This window comes from Hymenobacter cheonanensis (assembly GCF_030581075.1).
Taxonomy (GTDB): Bacteria; Bacteroidota; Bacteroidia; order Cytophagales; family Hymenobacteraceae; genus Hymenobacter.
The window spans coordinates 160,442-180,856 of sequence record NZ_JAUQSW010000011.1 but is presented as its reverse complement, the minus strand read 5'-3'; the positions used below and the strand labels follow the sequence as shown (position 1 = coordinate 180,856).

The window sequence follows — 20,415 nt, the reverse complement described above, 5'->3', positions numbered from 1 at the left end:
CTTCGCGAGATGCATAAGCGGCCTAGTACTACTAAAAAATTACAATAACTAACTGTCTACCTTAACCCACCGAGCAATACCTTAGCTGGTAGCAGTCAACTACTTCAGCCAGCCGGGTATAGCGCTGTTACTTAAACTTGCCACTTCTTATGGCTGGTAGCCATGGTCAAGAATCTTTTTAAGCTAGGTGTGGCCGGTAGCTTCTGCCTAGCACTAGCCACTTGCAAGAAGTCGCCATCCCCGACCTCCGTGAGCCTCATCCTGACTGCCCCAGTTACGGTGAGCCCCACGCGCGCTACTATGCAGGTTGGCGATACGCTCTGGGTTGAGGCGGCCTGTAGCGACTCCCTGCGCGACTTCGAAACCGGCCGCCGCTTCCGGGTGCAGCCCCAGGATTTACCACTAGCTAGCTACTTCGCCATCCATAAATTATTCGGCAATGGCCAGCCCACCACGGCCAACGCCTCGGCCTTTCGAGTGGTGGAGAAAATTGGCCGGGCCGGAACCGGAGGAGCCTTGACCGGCCAGTTCTTTCCTATCTACGACGGCCATACCTACCGATTCAGATTTGGCTTAATTCCAACGCAGCCCGGCATCAACGCCATCTCCTTGCTGCTCATGCCCGCCGAAGGCGAAAGCGGGCTAGAGAAGAACATTCCGGCCCTAGCTGCGCAACTGCCCCCCGACCCGGAAGGCCGTGAGCAACGGGCCGGAATATATGACTTGGATTACCTCATTAACGAAGGCAAGGCCAACAACTACGACCTCTTCCGCAAGCAGACTACGATAGACCCCGAAACCTCGGGCCTGCCCGCCACCAGCCTCGTGTACAGTCGGCAAAGCACGTTTACGGTCGAGGTGAAATAATGTTTTTTCATATATGTGTGTACCAAGAAGCCCTCTGACCAAATTAGAGGGCTTCTTTATCACCTATCACTTTCTATGGCTGGTAGCTATGGTCAAGCATTGTTTCAAGCTACGTATAGCCAGCAGCTTATGCCGCCAGCGCGGCAATGATGGCGGCTTTGCACCAGGGCTGGTCGGGGGCGGTGGGCACGGGCGGCAAAAAGGTAGCTAGCGGCAAGCAGCGGTAGCGCGGGGCTCAGCTCACTCGCTAGGCTTGGTTACTGGGATATGTCTTCGGCCGGGGGCAGCAAGGGCGGCGGCTCGGGTCCTTCGGCCTGAATAAATACGTGGCGCACATCGGGGTGGCATTTTTTGATAGCTTGGCGCAGGTGCTTGGTAGCTTCTACGAGCTGGCCGACGGACAAGTCGGGAGTGAACTCGACGGGCAGCACCACCAGTATTTCGTGCGGCCCCAGGTACGACGACAGCGCCGGCCACGCCTGCCGCACCGTGGGCTGGGCGCGGGCCAGCTCGCGTATCTGCGTCAGCAGCTTGCCCTCGGCGGGCTCGCCGAGCAGCAGGCTTTTGGTTTCGCGTAGCAGCAGGCCCGCTACTAGCAGCAGCAGCACGCCAATGGCCATCGAAGCCACGCCATCGAGGGCCGGGCGGTTGAAGTAATGGCTCAAAAACACGCCCAGGAAGGCTAGCAGCAGGCCCAGCAGCGCGGCGGCATCCTCAAAAAGCACCATAAACACCGAAGGGTCTTTGCTGATGCGGAACGCGCGCCAGAACGGCCGCCGGCCGCGCTGCTTGCCGAACGTGCGCCAGGCAATCACGAACGAGGCACCATCCGAAAGGAAGCCCAGGGCCAGCACGGCGTAATTCCAGGTGGGGTCGCGCAGGGGCGTGGGGTGGCGCAGGTGTTCGTAGCCCTCATAGAGCGAGAACCCGCCGCCGATGGCGAAGATGAACACCGCCACCACAAAGGCCCAGAAATACAGCTCGCGCCCGTGGCCAAACGGCCGCTCGACCGTGGGCGGCTGCGCGCTCTGGCGCATGCCTAGCAGCAGCAGCAGCTCATTCGAAGTATCAATGGTGGAGTGAATGGCCTCGGCCAGCATGGCCGACGAGCCGGTGCGCCAGGCCGCTAAAAACTTGGCGGCGGCCACCACCAGGTTGGCCACCAGCGCGGCCACCACGGTGACTTTCGATTCGGGCTGGTTTTGGCCGGCAGCAGTATTGGCAGCGGGTACATTCTCGGCCATGCAGGCAGGGGCAAAATAGCGTATGAGCAAAAGCAGCCGCCAGCCGAAACCCGCGACAAAGGCTTTTACGCAAAAACCCTGGCTAGCGCTTATAAAGTCCTTCGGCCTATATAGGTGCGGCGGCGGGCAGCTCGTATAGGTAGGTCAATAACTGCCTCCTACAAGAAGACAAGTGAAATTTTTACCCAACGCACTCGCCACCAGCTACCTAGCAGCAGGCACTACCTAATAACAGCAACGGGCACCTAGCAAAAAAAGCGCTCTGGCATCACCTAGAGCGCTTTTTTTGCTGAATAGCTGCCGCAGCTAGGCCTTGGCGGGCGCCTCGGCTGCCGGCGCGGCAAAGGCAATTTTCACTTCGCCAAAGCCTACGCCCACTACCACGGCCGGGGCGGCCACGGTAGTTTCGGTGGCCGGGTACTCCCCTAGCGGCAGCGCCTGGGCATCGGCGGTGGCGGTGGCAATGGCGGCGGGCAGGCCGTGCAGCACCACGCGGTAGGTGGTGTAGGGCGTTTGGTATTCGCCCTCGCTAGCCTGGGTTAGCGTGAGCGAGGCTTCATCGCCGGCCACGGCAAAGCGACGGGTGGTTTGCTGGCCCTCGTGGTAGGCGTAGCCCTCGCCGCCATCGTCGTAAAGCACGCTTTCGGCGGTGCCGTTTTTGTAGTACACGTGCAGGGTCAGCTGCTCCACCACCTGCTCGCCCACGTACTGCATCACGGGCTGCATGGGCACCACGGCCCCGGCCTTGATGAAGAGCGGAATGCGCGTGAGGTCGGCCGAGGCCCACACTTCGGCGCCACCAGCTTTTAGCTCATCGGTCCAGTAGTAGTACCACTCACCTTTAGGCAGGTACATCCAGCGGCCATCGGCCCCGGCCTGCGTAATGGGGCACACGAGCAGGTGGTCGCCGAGGCCGAACTCGGCCATGCGCAGGTAGGTTTCGGGGTCGTTCTGGTCGAGGAAGGTGAGCGGGCGCAGCATGGGCGTGCCCTGCGTAGTGTACTGCCAGAAAGCCGTGTACATATAAGGCAGCAGCATGTAGCGCAGCTCGATGAAGTGCCGCGCCAGGCTGGTGTACGGCTCGCCAAAGCTCCAGGGCTCCTGGTCGCCGTGGTCGCCCGAGCTGTGGGTGCGGAAAAACGGGTGGAAGGCCCCCAGCGCAATCCAACGGCTATACAGCTCACCGTCGGGCGTGTCGATAAAGCCGCCAATGTCGGAACCGATGAAGCTGAAACCGCTGATACTCAATCGCTGGCACTGAATATTGGCTAGCCACAAGTGGTCCCAGCTGGCAATGTTGTCGCCGGTCCAGCCCGAGGAGTAGCGCTGGCCGCCCGCGTAGGTACTGCGCGTAATGGTAAACGGCCGGTTGGGGTAACTAAAGCGCTTCACGCCCTCGTTGGTGGCCCTGGCCATCTGCATGCCGTAGATGTTGTGCGCCTTCTTGTGCGAGCAGGGCTGGCCGTCGTAGTCGAAGCGCACATCGTCGGGGAAGGTGCCCTTCTCGAACACCGCCGGCTCGTTCATGTCGTTCCACACGCCCTTCACGCCGGTATCCTGAATCAGGCCCTTGAACAGGCCCGCCCACCACTCGCGCACTGCGGGGCGGGTATAGTCCGGGAAGTTGCACTGCCCCGGCCACACCGAGCCGCGCATTAGCGGGCCGTCGGCGCGGCGGCAGAAAAAGTCGTTGGCTAGCCCCTCCTGATACACCGAGTACTTGGAGTCGATTTTAATACCGGGGTCGATGATAACCACCGTTTTAAAGCCATCGGCGGCCAGCTCATCCACCATGCGCTTGGGCTCGGGAAAGTGCTGCGGGCTCCAAGTAAAGCATCGGTAGCCATCCATGTAGTCGATGTCGAGGTAGATGGCATCGCACGGAATGCGGCGCTCGCGCAGGCCCTTGGTTATTTCCTGCACGTTGCTTTCCGGGAAGTAGCTCCACTTGCACTGGTGGTAGCCCAGCGTCCAGAGCGGCGGCAGCTCGGGCGGGCCGGTCAGGCGCGTGTATTCGGCGGTGGTTTCGAGCAGGGTGGGGCCGTAGATGAAATAATAATTCATCTCGCCCCCCTCGGCCCAGAAGCTGGTCACGTCGGCGCGCTCGGCCGCAAAGTCGAAGAACGCCTTAAAAGTATTATCGAAGAAAATGCCGTGCGCAATGCGCTGCTGCAGCACGTGGTAGAACGGGATGTTCTTATATAGCGGGTCCGAGCCCTTCACGTAGCCGTAGGTATCGGAGCCCCAGTTGAGGAAGCGCTGGCCGCGCAGGTTCATGTTGGCGGGCTTGTCGCCGAGGCCGTAGTAGCACACGCCGCTGGGCACAGCGTGGCTCATCTTCACCACGTCGTTGCCGGTGTCGTCGTCGTGGTGCCAGTGAAAGCCCTTCTCGTCGGCACTCAGGATGTTGCCCGAGCGGTCGAGCACGCGCGTGCGCAGCGAGTCCTTCCACACAATGCAGATGAGGCGGCCGGTGGTAAGGCGGTAGTGGTCAGCCTTTTCCCGAAATTCCAGAAAGCTGGGCACGGCTGGGCGCCGGGTGTGCTCCACGGCCGGGTCGGGAATGGCGTAGCTGAAATCGGGCTCGCTGGGCGAGCCCGGCGTGAGGTAGCGAAAGCGCAGAATCTTGTCGCTGAGCGCGTGCAGCAGCAGGCGGGTGCCGTTTTCGGTGATGAAGGTGAAGAGGTGGTCGTCGGTTTGCTCCACGCGGTGCACGGCGCCGGGCAGGTGTTCCTGGCGCGCTTGCAGCGCCAGGTCGTTGAGCATGTAGTTATTTTCCTGAGCGGAATTGGCGGGCATATAAATAGAGGTAGGGAAGACGAGCAGCCGCCCGCTGCTTCAACTAAAAAGCAGTGGGCTAGCCGGGCAGGGCGCCGGCTTTAGACTGGCAAGTTACCTTTTGCAGCGCGCATCGGGCACGGCCGAAACGCTGAACCCGGGTCCTGGCTCGCTTAAAACCCGATTATTTTTAGGGGGCGCCGCAAACCTGGCCGCCGCCGTGCCGTTATTCGCAGGGCCAATACCTGTCGAATGTCTTTGCCCGCCGCCGATTTACCCGCCCCCATTGCCGTGCTCGTATTGGCTTGGGACGAGGCTACCCCGGCCGTGCGGGCCCTGGTTGAAGCCACTCGGGCCCCCGCCCCCACCGTCGAGTCTATTCTGGTGATGGTGCCGCAGGCCGACGCGCCCGGCCATCTCAGCGCCGAAGAGTACCTGCCGCTAGCCCTGCCGGCAGCCGAAATTCCGGACCCCGCCGCGCCCGAATATGCAGATGTTTTGGACGCAGCTCCGGCTGGTTTGGTCGCCGCTGCCCCGCCACCGCCTGCACCCAGCAAGCCACTGCCCGCCCCCGCCAGCGAGCTGCCGCCCAACGCCAGTGAAGCCGTAGCCCAGCCGCCAGCAACGGCGGAGGATGCCCCGCTAGCCACTCCTCTGCCAACCACCGGGCCGCCAGCCAGCCCCAGCCAACCCCCTATCACAACGCCGGCAGCCTCACGCGGCTGGGCAGCAGTGCGCATTCTGCGCCTGGGCAACTATAGCCTGCCGCAGCTGGCACAGCGGGCGGGCCAGCCCCTCCCCGCCCCTACTTGGCTGGGCTCCCCGGCCTTGCCAATGGCTCCTTACCTGGGGGCCACGCCACCTGCCGGGCCGGGGCCAACACGTTCCCAAAACCCGGCCCTGCCCCCGATGCAGGTTGCACTGCCTGCGCCACTAGCCTCCGCAATACCTTCACTGCGCACGCTACCGCCGCTGGCGACTGGCTTTTTGACACCAACTGTAATAGCCAGCCCTGAACAACCCGCGCGTGGCCTAACACTTGACGAGGCAACCGAGCCCCGCCCGCAAGCCGCTGACCTGGAGGCGGACTCCCTAGAAACAGACTTCTTTTTGTCTGAATTAACCGAGGCCAACGAGCTAACAACTGTTGAAGTACCTAGCCCCGACCTGCTGGCGGCTGACGATGAGCTAGCCCCCACCCTTCCCGAGCAGGCTAGCTGGCCCGAAGCCTTAGCCACGCTGCGCCAGCCCGCTGCTCCGCCCGAGCTGGCGCCCGTAGTGCCAGCTGCCGAGCCTAGCCCCGAGGCAGCGTCGGCAACGCACCCGGCCCTGCGGCCGGCGGCCACGCATTATCCGGCACCCGATTTAAATTTTCAGATTATCCAGTACGCCCGCTTTGCGGTGCCGGTGGCGCTGGCCGAGGCCCCGTTTGCCGTTATCTACGCGGCGGCCTGGCCCACCTGGCTAGCCGCGCAGGAGCTGCGCAACCGCACGGGCCGGCCACTGGTGCTGCACGTAACCGAGCTGGCTGCCCCTGCCGATGAGTCGGTAGAAACCGCCGCCGGCTGGATTGCCGAGCTGCAGCGCCAGGCCCTGCACCGCGCCGATTTGCTGCTGGCCGAAACGCCCACCCTGGCCCAGCGCCTGCGCCACGAGCTAGGGCTGCGAGTCGATTTGGTGCAGGCCATTCCGGCAGCCGACACGGCGGCCATTGCCCAGGCGCTGCACACGGCCCGCGTGCGGCCGGTGGGCTAGCCAGCAAGTAGCCGACTTCCTTATGCTGCCAGCACCCGCCGAAAACTTTGAACGGGCGTTACTTTTGCAGGTAATGACGGAATTTGAACAGGAATTTGACGCGGTGCTGGAAGCCGACCCGCACACCGGCGACGTATTTGTAGCCGTGCCTTTCTCGGTGCAAGAAGTGTACGGCACCAAGGAAGAGCTGCTCGTGCAAACGGCCATCGAAGGCTTTCCCTACCAGGGCGAGCTGCTGCCGATTGGCGACGGCTACCACGGCCTCAGCATTCCGCGCGAGGTGCGCCGCGCCGTGGGCAAAACCCTGGGCGACGTGCTGCACGTGGGCCTCAGCAAGGATACGAGCGAGCGCGTTGTGACGCTGCCCGAAGACCTGGCCGCCGGCCTCAACGGCAACGAAGCCGCTTTTAAGTTCTTCAAAACCCTCACCAAAACCGAGCAGCGCTCCTATGTGCGCTACCTCAAGGGGTCGAAAACCCCCGAGATGCGCGGCAAGCGCCTCACCGAAACGGTGTACCGCCTTAGCATCGGCCGCAAGCGCGAGTAACAGCGTAGTGCACTGCTATTCAGCCTCCTGCCTACCGACGAACGACGTAAACCAGCTTGCGCCGGCGCACTAGGCTAGTCAGCCTGGTTGGGGCGCGGGTGTTACTTGCGCTTCCGGGCTGCGGCGCGGCGGCAGGGCTTCGCGGATGAAGCTCTGCTTGAGGTGCTCGTAGAGCGAGTGAGGGTCGACCAGCGTGGCCACGCTTTGGGCTAGCAAACCGCTGATTAGCAGCTGGAAAATGGCCGAGTGCCGGTCCGTCATTTCCAGCACCAAGATGGCGGCCGTGAACGGCGAGCGCACTACCCCGGTGAGAAAGCTCACCATACTCACCAGAATCAGCAGGTTGCGGTCGGCAATTGCTACGCCCGACAGCCGGGCAATGCCATCGCCCAGGATAGCGCCCGCGCTCAGCGAGGTGGCAAACACGCCGCCCGCGCCGCCGCTGCTGTAGCTGAGGGCCATGCCCGCAAACCGCACCGGAAACAGGTACCAGGGCGTGAGGCCGTTATTCTGAAACAGCAGCCGGTTGATAATGGGCTTGCCCGTACCAACGCCTTCATTGCCAAAGGCGTAGGCAATGCCCGCCATCAGCAGGCCGCAGCCCAGCACCCAGCCCGCCTGGGCCGCCAGCGTGGCAAACCGCTTGCGGTAGGCACTTAGCCAGAGCAGGGTTTTGGCAAAAAACGCGCCCGCTAGCCCGCACACAATGGCGACCAGCACCACTACCAGCTGCACCCGGCCGGTAGCCGGAATAATTTTGGGAAAGCCCAGGTAGAGGTAGGGCCCGAGGAAGGTTTGGGCGGTGAGGCCGGCAATGATAACGGCCGTGAACACCGCCATGCGAAACCGGGCCATGTGCATCTGGGTCAGCTCCTCTACCACAAACACAATGCCCCCTAGCGGGGTGTTGAAGGCGGCCGCCAGGCCCGCCGCGCCGCCCGTTACCAGCGCAATCTGGCGCGAGAGCTGCGGCCAGCCCGCCGGCTGCAACTTATTGATAGCCCGAAAAATAGCGGCCGACACCTGGATAGTCGGCCCCTCGCGCCCGATAACGCCCCCGCCCAGCAGCAACACCACGCTGCTTAGCACCTTCACCACGGCCACGCGCAAGCTCAGCAGGTAAGCCGTGTGCTGATGATGCGCCGGGTTGGACAGCTCGATGCCGGCCATCACCTGCGGAATGCCGCTGCCACGCGCCGCCGGGGCCAGCTGCCGCACCAGCAGCCACGACGCCCCGAAGGCCACGGGCGTTACTACAAAGGCTAGCCACGGGGTATTGCCCAGCCAGGTAAAGCTGGCCTGCTCGGCCCAGCCAAACACTTTTTCGTAGCCCACGGCCACGAGCCCGGTGAGCAGCGAGGCTATCCAAAACGGGAAGCTTTGCAGGATAACGCGGCGCACCCGGTCGGTGTAAAGCGGACGAATAACGTGGCGGTCGAGCAACGATAAGACGCGGGCGTAGCGGGTAGACAAATCGGACATAGCGGAGGGCGGCAGGTTGCGGCGGCCGGCTTGGTTAACGCCAACAGCGCCGGGTATGGCTACCCTTGGCGCAGAATTAACGCTAAAAAAAGACCCGAGCCTTTTCCAGCCCGGGTCTTCAGCAGTTATTTATTGCTCAGCACCAGTGCCGTGCGGCTCGGCACGTAGAGGCGCAGGCGCGGCGCCTCGGCGGTGCCGCCGCCCCCTAGCGTGTCGTAAATCACTTTCTCATCAAGCCGGTCGAAGCCGCCGAACGCGGGCCGGTCGGAGGTGAGCACCAGGCGGTAGCGCCCCACGGCCGGCACCGGAATGCCATAGTCGAAGAAGCTCTCGCTCACGTTGAAGCTGAATACGAACACCAGGCCCGCGCGCTCGAAGGCGATGATTTTATTGCCAAAATCAATATTGAGCAGCGTGGCGGGGCCTTTTACAAGCAGCTGGCGCTCGCGGGCCAGGCTCAGCATGGCCTGGTCGAAGGCCAGCAGCTGGTGGTAGCGCAGGTCGGGGTTGTCGGCCAGGCTCCACTGGCGGCGGGCGTAGTGGTAACTCCAGTCGTTGCCGGCCCGCGGAAAATCTATCCACTCGGGGTGCCCAAACTCGTTGCCCATAAAGTTGAGGTAGGCCTCGCCGCCCGCGCTCAGCGTAATGAGCCGGATGAGCTTGTGCAGCGCCGTGGCCCTGGCCGCGCCGCCATCGCCATCGAGCACGTGCATGTGGCTGTAAATGGCGTCGCCATACAGCCACTGCGCCAGCGTTTTGTCGCCCACCAAAGCTTGGTCGTGGCTTTCGGCGTAGGCCACGGTTTTTTCGCCGGCCCGGCGGTTTACCAGTTGGTGCCACAGCTCGCCGAGGTCCCAGTCTTCGTCGCGCTTGTGCTTGAGGGTTTTAATCCAGAAATCGGGCAGGCCCATGCCCAGGCGGTAATCGAAGCCCACGCCGCCATCGGCGATGGGCCGGCACAGGCCGGGCAGGCCGCTCATGTCCTCGGCAATGAGCAGAGCCGATTTTTTGAGTTCGCGCACCAGCGTACTGGCCAGCATCAGGTACAGGATGGCGTCGTCGTCGGCCTGCGGGCCGAAGTAGCTGTCGTAGCCGCCGAAGGCGTGGCCCTCGCCGTGGTGGTGGTACAGCATCGAGGTAACGCCATCGAAGCGGAAGCCGTCGAAGTGAAATTCTTCGAGCCAGTAGCGCAAATTGGAGAGCAAAAACTGCTGCACCTCGGGCCGGCCGTAGTCGAAGAGCTTGCTGTCCCAGCCGGGGTGGTTGCCGCGCTCGCCCTTGTGAAAGTAGAGGTTGCCCGAGCCGTCGAAGTCGGCTAGCCCCTCGGCCTCATTCTTCACGGCGTGCGAGTGCACGAGGTCGAGCAGCACCACAATGCCGCGCTTGTGGGCCTCGTTTACCAAATATTTCAGGTCCTCGGGCGTGCCGAAGCGCGAGCTGGGCGCGAAGAAATTGGCCACGTGGTAGCCAAACGAGCCGTAGTACGGGTGTTCCAGCACCGCCATCAGCTGCACGGCATTGTAGCCATCGGCCTGAATGCGGGGCAAAATGTGGTCGGCGAACTCGCGGTAGGTGCCCACGCGGCCTTCTTCCTGGGCCATGCCCACGTGCGCCTCGTAAATCAGCGGCTGGCCCTTGGTAGCGCTGTTGATGCGGAAGGTCGAATCTGTCCACTTAAAGGGCGTTTCGGGCACCCAGAGCTGGGCCGAATAATCCTTGGTTTGCTCGTCTTGCACGGCGCGGCGCAGGTAGGCGGGCAGGCGGTCTTTGCCCTGGCCGTGGGCCACCACGTGCAGCTTGTAGCGCGAGCCGGCGGCCGGGCGGCGGCCGTGTTCATCGTCGGCGATAAAGCCTTCCCACACGCCGCTAGCCTCGTCTTTCTGCAACGGGTCGGCTGCGCGGTTCCAGAAATTGAAATCGCCCACCAGGCTCACGGCCTCGGCGCCGGGCGCCCACTCGCGCACCACGTAGCCGCGGCGGCGGGCATCGTAGTGCAAGCCAAAGCGTTGGTGGCCGGTGGCAAACTTGCCCAGCGAGCCGTATTCGGTGGTGATGGCGGCCAGCCGGTCGGCTAGCCGCTGCTGGCGAGCCAGCAGCACGGGCTCGTAGGGCTGTAGCCAGGAGTCTTCCTGGGTGAGCGTCAGCACGGGGGCGGGAGCGGCGGGAGCCTGGGTTTTGGCAGACATAAGCAAGAAAGATTTAGCTTTTCAAAGGTAGGCAACTGCCCGGCAGACCGGGCGTTGTGCCTACTTTGCGACATGCATACGTTTTCTCGTTTTTCTTCGGCCATGTTGCTGCTGGCGGGGCTGGCTAGCCCGGCTTTGGGCCAAAAGGCAGCTGGCCGGGTGGTGGCGCCCGTGGCCGACCAGCTGCCCCCGGCCACCGTGCCCGTGGTGGCGCGCCACGCCTTGGTGGTATCGGCCCACCCCGAGGCCTCTAAGGTGGGCTGCGCTATTATGCAGCAGGGCGGCAATGCCTACGATGCGGCCGTGGCCGTGCAGTTTGCCCTGGCCGTGGTGCTGCCGGTGGCCGGCAACGTGGGCGGCGGGGGTTTTATCGTGTACCGCGACAAGAGCGGCCAGGACGGCACCCTCGACTTTCGCGAAACCGCCCCCGCCGCCGCCAGCCGCGATATGTACCTCGATGCCAGCGGCAACATCGTGCCCGGCCGCAGCACCGCCGGCGCCCTGGCCGTGGGCACGCCCGGCACCGTGGCCGGCATGGAGGCGCTGCATAAAAAGCTCGGCAAGCTACCTTGGGCCCGGCTCGTGGCCCCCGCCGTGCGGCTAGCCAGCCGCGGCGTGGCCCTCACCGAAAAGGAGGCGGCGGGCCTCAACCGCACGCAGGCCGATTTTATTAAATACAACCCCGGCTCGCCGCCGGTTTTTGTGCGCGCCACGGCCTGGCAAAAGGGCGACACCCTCAAGCAGCCCGAGCTGGCCGCCGTGCTGGAACGCATTCAGCACCAGGGCCGCGCCGGCTTTTACCAGGGCCGCACGGCCGAGCTGCTGCTGGCCGAAATGAAGAAGGGCGGCGGCCTCATCACCCAGCAAGACCTCAATGGCTACCAGCCCAAGTGGCGCGCCGCGCTGCACGGCCAGTACCGCGGCTACGACGTGATTACGATGCCGCCCCCTAGCAGCGGCGGCGTGGCCCTGCTGCAAATTTTGCAAATGCTGGAAACCAGCAACTTAGGCAAGCTCGGCTACCACTCGCCGGCCGGCGTGGCCCTCATTACCGAAGCCGAGCGCCGCGCCTACGCCGACCGCGCTACCTACCTCGGCGACCCCGATTTTGGCAAGGTGCCCGTGGCCCAACTCCTAGCCAAGGACTACAACAAACAGCGTAGCGCCACCATCCGGCCCGATGGCCAGGCCACCCCTAGCACTGCCGTAGCCGCCGGCGCCGGCCTGCCGCCCTACGAAAGCGACCAAACTACGCACTACAGCATCGTCGATGCCCAGGGCAATGCGGTTAGCTGCACCACCACCCTCAACGGTGCTTACGGCAGCAAGGAAGTAGTGGCCGGCGCCGGCTTCCTGCTTAATAATGAGATGGATGACTTCAGCTCGAAAGCCGGCGTGCCCAATATGTATGGCCTGGTGGGCGGCACCGCCAACGCCATCGCACCCGGCAAGCGCATGCTCAGCAGCATGACGCCCGCTATCCTGGCTAGGGGTGGCAAGCTGTTTCTCGTCACGGGCTCGCCGGGCGGCAGCACCATCATTACCAGCGTGTTGCAGAGTATTTTGTCGGTAGTCGACTACGGCGGCAATGCTGAGCAGGCCGTATCGGCGCCGCGCCTGCACCACCAGTGGCTGCCCGACCAGCTCGACGTGGAGGCCGGCGCCCTCACGCCCGAAGCCGAAAAAACCTTGCAGGAAAAAGGCTTCAACCCCAAGCCGCGCGCCGCGTGGGGCCGCCTCGATATCATCCGGGTGCTGCCCGATGGCCGCCTGGAGGGCGGCGCCGACCCCAGGGGCGACGACAAGGCGGTGGGCTACTGATTGGCTTTCAGTTTGGGTACCGGATGAAGAACCGCCTTATTGCCTACCTAGCCGTTTTTTTACTCCTAGCCAGTATGCTGGAGGGCTGCGCAGTAATTAACACAATGGTGAGTATCAGTACGAAACCGGCTACCCAAGCTCGAAAGATGCTTGCACGAGCGGCGTTACGGGAGTTAACCTGTGTCTATCGCTAAAACGACATAAAGCGGCGGCTATTGGGTGCCTCGTCGGATACCTGGCCATCTACGGGTTTGCGGCAATAACTAAAAAACCGGGCGAGTAACATCACCAAAAAGTTCGTATCTTTGCACCAGAAAATGGTATTCAATCTGAAAAGAGGGGACGCGCAGTCCCCTCTTTTTTTGTCCTAGCCCCCGCCTGTCATGGCTCAATTCGACCGCCAACGTATTCAGCAGCTGCTCGCCGACGCTCTCGGCGACAGCGGGTTATATGTAGTGGGCCTCACCGTCTCGGATTCGGTGATGCCCAAAATTACCGTTACCCTCGACGGCCCCAACGGACTCGGTATTCAGGAGTGCGCCCAGGTAACGCGCCGCCTCAACCGGGGCATGGAAGAAGCCTACGGTGAAGACGCCGCCTACTCGCTCGAAGTAACCTCGCCGGGCGCCGACCAGCCCCTCACCGACCCGCGCCAGTACCCGCGCCACATCGGCCGCAGCCTGGCGCTGAAGCTGCAGGATGGCACCGAAAAAACCGGCCCGCTCACGGCCGTTACCGAAGAAGGTGTTGAGCTGGAAGAAGTTATCAAAGTAAAAACCAAGAAGACCACGCTGCCCGCCGTCTTTATTCCTTTCGGGGACATAAAGGAGGCCACCGTTGTTATATCTTTTAAATAGACTGCCGATTCAAACGAAGTGAACGGATTTCGCAGCTAGCCCCACCAGGTAGCCTAGCCGCTTCAGTTGCCGCTTTTGTTTGGGTTTTTAGACGCTTTCACTTATCTCTCATGGCTAAAAAAGTCACTCCTAGCCCCCAGGAGGTTGCCGCCGCCCAGGCCGACCTCAACGCGCGGATGCTCATCGAAAACTTTCAGGAGTTTGCGAAGAGCCGCAACATCGACCGGCCCACGATGATGTCGATTCTGGACGACGTGTTCCGGACGATGATTCGCAAGAAGTTTGAGGACGACTCGAACTTCGACGTGATTGTGAACCCCGACAACGGTGACCTGGAAATTTGGCGCAACCGCGAAATCGTGGACGACGATTCGGAAGATATCTGGGACCTCGACAAGATTCCGCTGGCCGAAGCCCAGAAGATTGAGCCCGATTTCGAGATTGGCGAATCGGTGGCTGAGCCGATTAAAATTGACGACTTCGGCCGCCGCGCCGTGCTGCTAGCCCGCCAAACGCTGATTCAGCGCGTGAAGGACATGGAGCGCGACAACCTATACCAGAAATACAAGGACCTCGTGGGCGAAATCATCACCGGCGAGGTGTACCAGGTATGGAGCCGCGAGGCGCTTATCCTGGACAAGGACGAAAACGAGCTGGTGCTGCCCAAGAGCGAGCAAATCCCGAAGGACCGCTACCGCAAGGGCGACACCGTGCGCGCCGTGGTGCACCGCGTAGATGTGGTAAACGGTTCGCCGAAAGTGATTCTGAGCCGCGCTGCCCCTGCATTCCTGGAGCGCTTGTTTGAGCAGGAAGTACCCGAGATTTTCGACGGCCTCATCAGCATCAAGAACGTGGTGCGCGAGCCCGGCGAACGCGCCAAGGTAGCCGTCGAAAGCTACGACGAGCGCATCGACCCGGTAGGCGCCTGTGTAGGTATGAAAGGCAGCCGCATTCACCCCGTAGTGCGCGAGCTGATGAACGAGAACATCGACATCATCAACTACACCGACAACCTGGAGCTGTTCATTTCGCGCGCCTTGTCGCCGGCCAAGGTGGGCTCGATGAAAATCAGTGAACAAACGGGCCGGGTTTCCGTGTTCATGAAGCCCGACCAGGTGAGCCTGGCTATCGGCCGGGGCGGTGCCAATATCAAGCTGGCTAGCCGCTTGGTGGGCATGGAAATCGACGTTTTCCGCGAAGCCACCGACTACGAAGAAGACATCGCGCTCGACGAGTTTACCGACGAAATTGAAGGCTGGGTGATTGCCGAGCTGAAGAAAATCGGCCTCGACACCGGCCGCGCCGTATTGGCGGTGAAGAAAGAAGACATCGTGCGCCGCACGGAGTTGGAAGAAGAAACGGTAGACGACGTATACCGCGTTATCCGCCAGGAATTTGCGGATGACGACAACCTGCCTGAGGAAGCCAGCCCCGCGCCGGCCGCCGCGGCTAGCCCCACTTCCGACGATGCCGAGCCGACCCCGGCGCCGGCCGCCGATACCGACAGCGCTCCGGCCGCCCAATGAGGGCCGGGGCTAACCGCCAGCGGGTAAGTTATTAAATCAGGCCAGTAGGCTTGACTTATAGCCTGCTGGCCAGATTTAATCTTTACCTTTGCACCCTGAACGTATTCGTTCGCGACTTATTAGAATGGCGGAAGCAACCCCGAAACGGCTTTTACAGGCAGCCAAAGACCTGAACATTGGCATCGACCGGGCCGTCGAGGCCCTTTCCCGGAAGGGAATTGCGGTAGAAAACAAGCCCACCACCAAGCTTACCGGCGAGCAGGTTAGCCTGTTGGAAAAAGAATTTGCGGCTTCGGCCCAGGACAAGCAGGAGGCCCAGCGCCACACGCAGGCCCGCCGCCAAAGCGAGCTGAATGCGCAGGCGCAAGCCGCCGTGGCCAAACCGGCCCCGGCTCCCAAGCCGGCCCCGGCAGCGGTTCCTGTTGCTACAGTGGTGGCTCCTGCACCAGTGCCTGCACCCGTAGCTGTGGCTCCTACTCCGGTGGCTGCGCCCACCCCAGTAACCCAGGCGGCGGTTGCGCCTGTACCAGTAGCGCAACCTGCGCCCGCGGCAACTGAAGCCCCTAAAACCCCGGGCCTTAAAGTACTGGGCAAGATTGAGTTAGACAGCAAAGGCCGCGTTATTCCGGCCCGCCCGGCGGCACCCGCTGCCCCGGCCCCCACGCCCGCTGCTGAAGCAAAACCGGCGCCCGTAGTGGCGGCGGCAGCTCCCGCACCGGCCCCGGCCGCACCAGTTGTTACCACTCCGGCACCGGCACCAGTAGCGGCTGCCCCGGCAGCTCCGGCCCGGCCTACGCCTACTTACACGGCGGCCCCGGTGGCGGCGGCTCCCGCAGCAGCGCCAGCCCCGGCGGCAACTACTGCTCCGGCCGCGTCGGCGCCTGCTGCTCCGGCCGCGGCAGCACCTGCTAGCCCGGTTGCGGCCGCGCCAGCTGCATCAGCTACTCCCGAAGCCCCCGCCGCTCCGGCTGCGGAAGAGGGCACAATTACGGCCAAGGCTGACCAGCTGAAAGGCCTGACGGTACTAGGCAAGATTCAGCTGCCGGTTGATTCGAGCCGCCGTGGCCCGGGTGGCCGCGGACCGCGCCCCGTGGCTTCGTCCGACGTGCGCAAAAGCGGCGTGGGTGCTGCCAACCAGAAGAAGCGCCAGCGCTTGCCCGCTCCCGGCCAGCCGGGCGGCGGCGCCGGTACTACTACGGGCACCGGCCAGGGTGGTGGCTACCAGGGCAACCGCCCCGCAGGTGGCGGCCCCGGCCAAGGCAACCGGCCTAGCGGCCCCGGCCAGGGTAATCGTCCGGGTCAGGGCAACCGCCCCGGCCAGGGCAATAACCGCCCGGCTACGCCGCAGGTACCGCTCACGCCCGAGCAGAACGACAAGCAGATTCAGGAGCAAATCAAGGCTACGCTGGCCAAGCTCAGCGGCGGTAAAACCAACGCTGCTGCCAACCGCGCCAAATACCGCCGCGATAAGCGCGGGATGGCGGCCGAAGAGCGCGAGGCCCTGCGTGCCCAGAACGAGCTGGATGCCAAAACGCTGAAGCTCACCGAGTTCATTTCGGCCAACGACTTGGCGTCGCTGATGGACGTGAACGTGAATGAGGTTATCAAAGTGTGCCTGGGCATGGGGATGTTCGTCTCCATCAACCAGCGCCTCGATGCCGAAGCCATCACGGTGATTGCCGACGAGTTTGGCTATGACGTAGAATTCCTCTCGGCTGAGGAAGACGAGGAGCCCATCGACATGAGTGATGCGCCCGAGGACCTCGTGCCCCGCGCGCCCATCGTGACCATCATGGGCCACGTCGACCACGGTAAAACGTCGCTCCTTGACTACATCCGCGAGGCTAGCGTAGCCAAAGGGGAAGCCGGCGGCATTACCCAGCACATCGGGGCGTATGAGGTTAAGACCAAATCGGGCAACCCCATTACGTTCCTCGATACGCCTGGCCACGAAGCCTTTACGGCCATGCGTGCCCGCGGTGCCAAGGTAACGGACATTGCCATTATCGTAATCGCGGCCGACGACTCGGTGATGCCCCAGACCAAGGAGGCTATCAACCACGCGCAGGCCGCCGGGGTGCCGATTATCATCGCCCTCAATAAGGTGGATAAGCCCACGGCTAACCCCGAGAAAATCCGCGAAGAGCTTTCGCAGATGAATATTCTCGTGGAAGAGTGGGGTGGCAAATACCAGAGCCAAGAAGTGTCGGCTAAGTCGGGCCTCGGCGTAGAAGACCTGCTGGAAAAAGTACTGCTCGAAGCTGAGTTGCTTGACTTGCACGCCAACCCGAATCGCAACGCGGTAGGCACGGTAATCGAAGCCGAGCTGGACAAAGGCCGCGGCTACGTAACTACCGTGCTGGTGCAAACCGGCACACTGAACGTGGGCGACATCGTGCTGGCTGGCCCGCACTACGGCCGCGTAAAGGCCATGACCGACTACCGCGGCAAGAAGAAGAAGCTAGCGGGCCCGGCTACTCCGGTGCAGGTATTAGGCCTGACGGGCGCGCCGCAGGCCGGCGACCGCATTCAGGTAATGGAGACGGAGCGCGAAGCCCGCGAGCTGGCCACCCAGCGCCAGCAGCTGGCCCGCGAGCAGAGCATCCGTACCAAGAAGCACATCACGCTTGATGAAATTGGCCGCCGCCTGGCTATCGGCTCGTTTAAGGAGCTGAACATCTTGGTAAAAGGTGACGTGGACGGCTCGGTAGAAGCCCTTTCCGACTCGCTGCTGAAGCTCAGCACGCCCGAGGTGAAGGTGAATATCCTGAGCAAAGGCGTGGGTGCCATCTCAGAAAGCGATGTACTGCTGGCCTCGGCTTCCGATGCCATCATCATTGGCTTCCAGGTGCGCCCCTCGCAGAGCGCTCGCAAACTGGCTGAGCAAGAGCAGATTGACGTACGCTTGTACTCCATCATCTACAACGCCATCAACGAGGTGAAGGATGCAATGGAGGGTATGCTAGCCCCTACCCTGCACGAAGTGGTGGTGGCCAACGCCGAAGTTCGCCAGGTATTCAATATTACCAAAGTGGGCACCATCGGTGGCTGCATGGTGACGGACGGTACCTTCACCCGCAAAACCAAGGTGCGAGTAGTGCGCAATGGTATTGTGCAGTACACCGGCGACATTCAGGACCTCAAACGCTTCAAAGACGATGTGTCGGAAGTGCGCCAGGGCTACGAGTGCGGTATTTCGGTGAAGAACTTCAACGACCTGCAAGAGGGCGACAACATCGAAGGCTTCGAAGAACAGGAAATCAAGCGCAAGCTTTAATCACGGATTACGCGGATTTTAGCGGATTTCACGGATTTTGTAGATGTAGGAAAGGCCACCCAACTGGGTGGCCTTTTTGCGTTTGCCGGGCTAGCCATGGTAGCGAAAACAGTTCTCAACGTGCATCGGCAGTGCGTGGCAGCGCCGTAAACAAGAAAAAAACGGCTCCCAGCTTGCGCTGAGAGCCGTCTACAAAATCCGTGAAATCCGCTAAAATCCGCGTAATCCGTGATTTAGAAGAAGAGAAATTTCTTTTTGCGCCCACGGTCGTGCACGAGCGGCTTGCCGGTGGTGCGGGCACCCATAAGCACGCGGCGCGACTCGCCGCGCTTCTGGTCCTGGCCGGGCAGGGCTTTAAACTTGCGCACGGTGAAGGAACCACCCGTTTTATCGAGCTGCCGGTAGGGGCCGCCTTTTTCGGCGCCGAAGCTGGTGTTGCCGGTGCGGGCTTCCAGCAGCTGCAGCTGCTGGTCGCGGGCGGCATCTTCGGGGCTCATTTGCTGCTGGCGGCGGGCGCGGGCATTATCCGGGGGGCCTGGGGCGGGGCGGGCGGGGCTAGCCGACGATGGAAAATCGGGGGCCGTGGCTTGGGCCTGGGCAACCGGCGCGCTCAGCAGTAAAATGCTGGCGGAGAAGAAGATAGAGGCGAATATTTTTTTCACGAGGCGAGAGCTGAACGCGCAGGGCGCATCTACGAAGTAGTAATTAAATGCCTGGCTCTGGCCAGAAGTTCCGGCCGGGCCAGTGCTTAGGCGCGGCTACGCAGCGTTGTCAGAATTTCGGCGAGCAGCTCCTGGTCGCGGGTGATGACGGGCGCGGCGGGCTCCTTTATTTCAACTTCGGCAGGCTTTTTAAAGCGATTGGCCAGCTTCACTACCCAAAAAATGACGAAAGCAATAATGAGAAAATAAATTATGGCATTGAGGAAGTTGCCATAGCTTACCACGGCGGCCTTGGCATCCTGCGCTGCTTTCAGGGTTTCGTAATGCTGCCCGTTCAGCGCAAAAAACTTTTCCTTGAAATCGATGCCACTGGTAAACACGCTGAGGATAGGCATGATAACATCATCGGTCAGCGAGGTGACAATTTTGCCAAAGGCCCCGCCAATGATGACGCCCACCGCCAGGTCGAGTACGTTGCCTTTAGAGATAAACTCTTTAAATTCAGAAACAAAGCTCATGGCGCAGAAGGTGAAGTGAAAGAAAGGAACAGCTGAAAGCGCACGCTACTTCGGCACTTGGGCAAAGGCTGAACTGCGCACGGCGCAATTTATTGATTTTCTTGTTTCTTCGTGCATGGTCATTCTCTCGTTCAGCTTTGTTCCATGAAACTATCCGCTGTTCTTACGGGGCTACTAGTGGCAGCCAGCGCTGGCCCGGCGGTGCGGGCGCAGCAAATAGGCCGGGGAATTACTGCGCCCACCAACCTGGAATACATCAGCCAGCGGCTGGCAGAGAAAAAAGGTGTCAGGCCCCCGGCCGAGGCCGAGGTGCGGGGCACGCCGCTGCTGCTGCCCTACTGGACGCGCGGCCGGGTAGTAACCAGCACTGGCCCGGTGAGCGCCGTGTGGTTGAAATACAACCTGGCCAGTGGCCAGCTACTGTGGCGCCGCCCAGCGGGCGACTCGCTGGAAATCAACACCGCCGGGGTGACGGAATTTACGCTCGGCGACTCTTTGCGCGGCAGCCGGGCTACTTTTCGCCGCTACCTGGCCGCTCGCATAGAGAACCCGGCTTTGCGCACGGCATTTTTTGAGGTGCTGTACGATGCCGGCAAATCGGCGCTGCTGTGCCAGCGCACCAAAGCGCTAACCCACATGGGCACCGCCAGCCCCTCGCTTACGGCCGCCGCCCCGCCCAGTTGGCGCGGGCAGTCGCAGTTTTTTATCAAACGCGCCGATAATGCAGTGGTTCCCATTCGCCTGGCCGAGAAATCGGTGCTGGAAGCGGTGGGCATGGGGCTGGCCCCGGCCCTCGTGGCGTATGCCAGGCAAAACCGCCTCAGCTTTAAGCAGGAGGCCGACGTGGCCAAGCTACTAGCCTACTACGACACGCTGTAGCCGCTGGCCAGCGCCG

At 62.2% G+C, this 20,415-nt stretch carries 14 protein-coding genes; 8 read left to right on the top strand and 6 right to left on the bottom strand.

All coding sequences use genetic code 11. From position 1 onward, the window contains the following. The first annotated feature begins 249 nt into the window (after positions 1 to 249). On the top strand, positions 250 to 867 hold the full coding sequence (locus Q5H89_RS19085; RefSeq protein ID WP_305020950.1) for a hypothetical protein: 618 nt from the start codon (positions 250 to 252) through the stop codon (positions 865 to 867). 257 nt (positions 868 to 1,124) lie between these two features. Here Q5H89_RS19085 and Q5H89_RS19080 read toward each other — a convergent pair whose 3' ends face one another. Both Q5H89_RS19080 and Q5H89_RS19075 read right to left on the bottom strand, forming a co-directional pair. Further along, positions 1,125 to 2,111, bottom strand: coding sequence for a cation diffusion facilitator family transporter (locus Q5H89_RS19080; protein WP_305020949.1), 987 nt, complete (start codon positions 2,109 to 2,111; stop codon positions 1,125 to 1,127). 306 nt (positions 2,112 to 2,417) lie between these two features. Beyond that, entirely contained in the window at positions 2,418 to 4,910 is a 2,493-nt protein-coding gene (locus Q5H89_RS19075) for a glycoside hydrolase family 31 protein (RefSeq protein ID WP_305020948.1), read from the bottom strand. 231 nt (positions 4,911 to 5,141) lie between these two features. Between Q5H89_RS19075 and Q5H89_RS19070 the strand changes: the two genes are divergently transcribed. Both Q5H89_RS19070 and Q5H89_RS19065 read left to right on the top strand, forming a co-directional pair. Next, on the top strand, positions 5,142 to 6,644 hold the full coding sequence (locus Q5H89_RS19070; RefSeq protein WP_305020947.1) for a glycosyltransferase: 1,503 nt from the start codon (positions 5,142 to 5,144) through the stop codon (positions 6,642 to 6,644). A 73-nt stretch (positions 6,645 to 6,717) separates the two neighbouring features. Continuing rightward, the gene (locus tag Q5H89_RS19065) at positions 6,718 to 7,191 is read left to right on the top strand and encodes a YdeI/OmpD-associated family protein (RefSeq protein ID WP_305020946.1); all 474 of its coding nucleotides are present in this window, start codon (positions 6,718 to 6,720) and stop codon (positions 7,189 to 7,191) included. 78 nt (positions 7,192 to 7,269) lie between these two features. Here Q5H89_RS19065 and Q5H89_RS19060 read toward each other — a convergent pair whose 3' ends face one another. Beyond that, positions 7,270 to 8,673, bottom strand: a complete 1,404-nt coding sequence (locus Q5H89_RS19060) for a chloride channel protein (protein ID WP_305020945.1) — start codon at positions 8,671 to 8,673, stop codon at positions 7,270 to 7,272. 125 nt (positions 8,674 to 8,798) lie between these two features. Further along, positions 8,799 to 10,859: an alpha-amylase family glycosyl hydrolase gene (locus tag Q5H89_RS19055; RefSeq protein WP_305020944.1), complete on the bottom strand. Its 2,061-nt coding sequence runs from the start codon at positions 10,857 to 10,859 to the stop codon at positions 8,799 to 8,801. A gap of 72 nt (positions 10,860 to 10,931) precedes the next feature. On the opposite strand from Q5H89_RS19055, the gene ggt reads away from it, so the two are divergent. The 4 genes from ggt to infB all read left to right on the top strand — a co-directional run bounded on the left by ggt (position 10,932) and on the right by infB (position 18,340). Continuing rightward, on the top strand, positions 10,932 to 12,680 hold the full coding sequence (gene ggt / locus Q5H89_RS19050; RefSeq protein WP_305020943.1) for a gamma-glutamyltransferase: 1,749 nt from the start codon (positions 10,932 to 10,934) through the stop codon (positions 12,678 to 12,680). Between the two features lie 383 nt (positions 12,681 to 13,063). Continuing rightward, positions 13,064 to 13,537, top strand: a complete 474-nt coding sequence (locus Q5H89_RS19045; RefSeq protein ID WP_305020942.1) for a ribosome maturation factor RimP — start codon at positions 13,064 to 13,066, stop codon at positions 13,535 to 13,537. Between the two features lie 176 nt (positions 13,538 to 13,713). Further along, positions 13,714 to 15,063, top strand: coding sequence for a transcription termination factor NusA (gene nusA / locus Q5H89_RS19040; protein ID WP_369810682.1), 1,350 nt, complete (start codon positions 13,714 to 13,716; stop codon positions 15,061 to 15,063). A gap of 124 nt (positions 15,064 to 15,187) precedes the next feature. Continuing rightward, complete coding sequence (gene infB / locus Q5H89_RS19035) at positions 15,188 to 18,340, top strand: translation initiation factor IF-2 (RefSeq protein ID WP_305020940.1); 3,153 nt, start codon at positions 15,188 to 15,190, stop codon at positions 18,338 to 18,340. Positions 18,341 to 18,573: 233 nt separating this feature from the next. Here the strand turns inward: infB and Q5H89_RS19030 are convergent, their stop codons facing one another. Continuing rightward, a complete protein-coding gene (locus tag Q5H89_RS19030; protein ID WP_305020939.1) occupies positions 18,574 to 19,002 on the bottom strand; it encodes a hypothetical protein in 429 nt (142 codons plus the stop codon). Positions 19,003 to 19,088: 86 nt separating this feature from the next. Next, entirely contained in the window at positions 19,089 to 19,520 is a 432-nt protein-coding gene (gene mscL / locus Q5H89_RS19025) for a large conductance mechanosensitive channel protein MscL (RefSeq protein ID WP_305020938.1), read from the bottom strand. A 144-nt stretch (positions 19,521 to 19,664) separates the two neighbouring features. Here mscL and Q5H89_RS19020 point away from each other — a divergent pair, with 144 nt between their 5' ends. After that, positions 19,665 to 20,399, top strand: a complete 735-nt coding sequence (locus tag Q5H89_RS19020) for a hypothetical protein (RefSeq protein ID WP_305020937.1) — start codon at positions 19,665 to 19,667, stop codon at positions 20,397 to 20,399. The last annotated feature ends 16 nt before the right edge of the window (positions 20,400 to 20,415 follow it).

Bases quoted from the DNA above. Each gene is read 5' to 3' on its own strand.
- Q5H89_RS19065 (WP_305020946.1), top strand. From the start codon at position 6,718: ATGACGGAATTTGAACAGGAATTTGACGCGGTGCTGGAAGCCGACCCG.
- Q5H89_RS19075 (WP_305020948.1), bottom strand. From the start codon at position 4,910: ATGCCCGCCAATTCCGCTCAGGAAAATAACTACATGCTCAACGACCTG.
- nusA (WP_369810682.1), top strand. From the start codon at position 13,714: ATGCTCATCGAAAACTTTCAGGAGTTTGCGAAGAGCCGCAACATCGAC.
- Q5H89_RS19070 (WP_305020947.1), top strand. From the start codon at position 5,142: ATGTCTTTGCCCGCCGCCGATTTACCCGCCCCCATTGCCGTGCTCGTA.
- infB (WP_305020940.1), top strand. From the start codon at position 15,188: ATGGCGGAAGCAACCCCGAAACGGCTTTTACAGGCAGCCAAAGACCTG.
- Q5H89_RS19020 (WP_305020937.1), top strand. From the start codon at position 19,665: ATGAAACTATCCGCTGTTCTTACGGGGCTACTAGTGGCAGCCAGCGCT.
- mscL (WP_305020938.1), bottom strand. From the start codon at position 19,520: ATGAGCTTTGTTTCTGAATTTAAAGAGTTTATCTCTAAAGGCAACGTA.
- Q5H89_RS19080 (WP_305020949.1), bottom strand. From the start codon at position 2,111: ATGGCCGAGAATGTACCCGCTGCCAATACTGCTGCCGGCCAAAACCAG.
- ggt (WP_305020943.1), top strand. From the start codon at position 10,932: ATGCATACGTTTTCTCGTTTTTCTTCGGCCATGTTGCTGCTGGCGGGG.
- Q5H89_RS19060 (WP_305020945.1), bottom strand. From the start codon at position 8,673: ATGTCCGATTTGTCTACCCGCTACGCCCGCGTCTTATCGTTGCTCGAC.
- Q5H89_RS19055 (WP_305020944.1), bottom strand. From the start codon at position 10,859: ATGTCTGCCAAAACCCAGGCTCCCGCCGCTCCCGCCCCCGTGCTGACG.
- Q5H89_RS19045 (WP_305020942.1), top strand. From the start codon at position 13,064: ATGGCTCAATTCGACCGCCAACGTATTCAGCAGCTGCTCGCCGACGCT.